We start from the raw sequence: 1,363 nt of genomic DNA on the forward strand, positions 1-1,363 counted from the left end.
TGGTCGTGATCGGTCAGCGACCACAGCGTCACGCCACCTGCGTGCGCACGCGCGGCAACCTCGGCTGGAGCGAGCTGGCCATCGGAAACGGTGGAATGGCAATGCAGGTCGGCGTTCATCGTTGGAACTCGGGGAGTCATCTGTTCATTCTACTGCAACGCGTCAAAGCGGATCACGCGCAAAACGCTTCGATCAGCGCCGCGACGCGCTCCGGCTGATCGTGGTGCAGCATGTGGCCGGCGTTATCGATGAGTTCCTCGCGCCAATCCGGGAATGCGGTGAAACGCTGCTTGAATTCATCGATGGGAACGTCCGCCGCGATCGCAGCCAAAGTCGGCGACCCGACGGCTTCCACGTGCAAGACCTTCGCCTCGACCATCGACCAGACGGCCATCACCTCTTCCAGCCGGTACAACACCGGTCCACGAAGCTTGTGGGCGGGATCGGCGAGCAAATGGAGGCGGCCTTCGCCGTCCGGCTTCGACCAGTGGGCGGCCAGGAAACGCGCCTTCGCGAGCGGCAAGCGCGGGTTCGTGCGGATCAGGCGCTGGGCGACATCGTCGAAAGTGGCGTAGGTGTTGAGCGTCGGCGGCGCCCGAAGGTCGTCCAGCCATTGCGTGAGGCGTGCCGGCGCGCGCCCGGGTTGCATCGCGGCCATCCCGAACCCTTCCAGATCGACCACGCAGCGCACTCGCTCCGGCCGCACGCCCGCGTAAAGGCAGACGACGTTCGCGCCCATGCTGTGGCCGACCAGGTTCACCGCCTCGCGTGGCGGTGTGTAGTGGTCGATCAGTGCATCGAGATCGGCGAGATAGTCCTGGAACCAGTAGTTTCCGCTCTTGCCCTCGGCCACCGGCCAGTCCGACAGGCCAAAACCGCGGGCATCGGGCGCGATGACCTGCCAGTCGCCGGCGAGCGCATCGACGACGAACTGGAATGACGCCGATACATCCATCCACCCGTGCAGCATGAAAAGCGTGGGCGCGTCGGGGCGGCCCCAGCGGCGGACATGCAGGCGCGTCCCGCGTGTGGTGACGAAGTCGGAAGTGAATGGTTTCATCGGGAAGACCCGGCGGCGTCGAGGCCTGCGAGCGCGCGCAGTTCGGCCTCGTCAAAACCGGCATCGCGGCGCGCTTCGAAATTGAACGGTCCACGCAGTTTCGGCGCGTGATAGCGCTCGGCGAGTTCTTCGTAGGCGACGTGCGGATCGGCGTTCGCCTTGTCGCACAAGTGCCGGAACCAGTGATTTCCAATGAGCACGTGGCCGATTTCGTCGTGGAGAATGATGTCCAGGATAGCCGCCGATTCGCCGCCGTCTGGCGCAGGCGGGCGACCATGCATCGGCGGCTATCCTGGACATCAA

Annotated in this window: 1 protein-coding gene and 2 pseudogenes; all 3 read right to left on the minus strand. The window is 65.0% G+C overall.

The window, feature by feature from the left end; genetic code table 11:
* Positions 1 to 119, minus strand: a pseudogene (locus tag ACRXB1_RS36060) (phosphatase); the annotation flags it as partial.
* Positions 120 to 172: 53 nt separating this feature from the next.
* Complete coding sequence (locus ACRXB1_RS36065; RefSeq protein ID WP_174364305.1) at positions 173 to 1,060, minus strand: alpha/beta fold hydrolase; 888 nt, start codon at positions 1,058 to 1,060, stop codon at positions 173 to 175.
* Positions 1,057 to 1,347: pseudogene (locus tag ACRXB1_RS36070) on the minus strand (DUF455 family protein); the annotation flags it as partial. The gene ACRXB1_RS36065 and the pseudogene ACRXB1_RS36070, both read right to left, overlap by 4 nt.
* Between the last annotated feature and the right edge of the window lie 16 nt (positions 1,348 to 1,363).

The organism is Caballeronia sp. M23-90, from assembly GCF_053574605.1.

Coding starts and splice junctions, on each gene's coding strand:
- ACRXB1_RS36065 (WP_174364305.1), bottom strand. CDS start 1,060: ATGAAACCATTCACTTCCGACTTCGTCACCACACGCGGGACGCGCCTG.